The organism is Pseudomonas sp. HLMP (assembly GCF_046365545.1).
Lineage (GTDB): Bacteria > Pseudomonadota > Gammaproteobacteria > Pseudomonadales > Pseudomonadaceae > Aquipseudomonas > Aquipseudomonas guariconensis_B.
This window is the reverse complement of the sequence record NZ_JBDLLR010000022.1, coordinates 1-428: the sequence shown is the minus strand read 5'-3', so window position 1 is coordinate 428 and position 428 is coordinate 1. Positions and strand designations below refer to the sequence as shown.

Sequence of the window (428 nt, the reverse complement as noted above, 5' to 3'; positions counted from 1 at the left end):
TGTTGTTGCCGTAGTCGAAGGTCGGCACGCCCTGCTTCTGGAAGTCGAGCATGGCTTGCACGTGCACGGCCATGGACTGCTTGGCCGCCTTGACCACGGCGGCTGGCTCGGTCTGTGCACGGTCGCGGTACTGCTCCCAGGTCCAGCCGGCGGGCAGGTAGCCGTTGAGTGGGTCGTGGGCGCTGGTCTGGTCGGTGACCATGTCCGGGCGCACGCCGCGCTTGACCAGCTCCGGCAGGATTTCGGCGGCGTTGCCATGCAGGGCGATGGAGATGGCCTTGCCTTCGGCAGTGTAGCGGGCGATGCGCGCCAGGGCGTCGTCCAGGTCGCTGGCCTGCTCGTCCACGTAGCGGGTCTGCAGGCGGAAGTCGATGCGGCTCTGCTGGCATTCGATGTTCAGCGAGCAGGCGCCGGCCAGGGTCGCGGCC

Annotated in this window: 1 pseudogene; it reads right to left on the bottom strand. The window is 68.5% G+C overall.

Annotation, left to right across the window (positions count from 1 at the left end):
- Positions 1 to 428 (bottom strand): annotated as a pseudogene (locus ABFA30_RS24290) (urocanate hydratase); the annotation flags it as partial.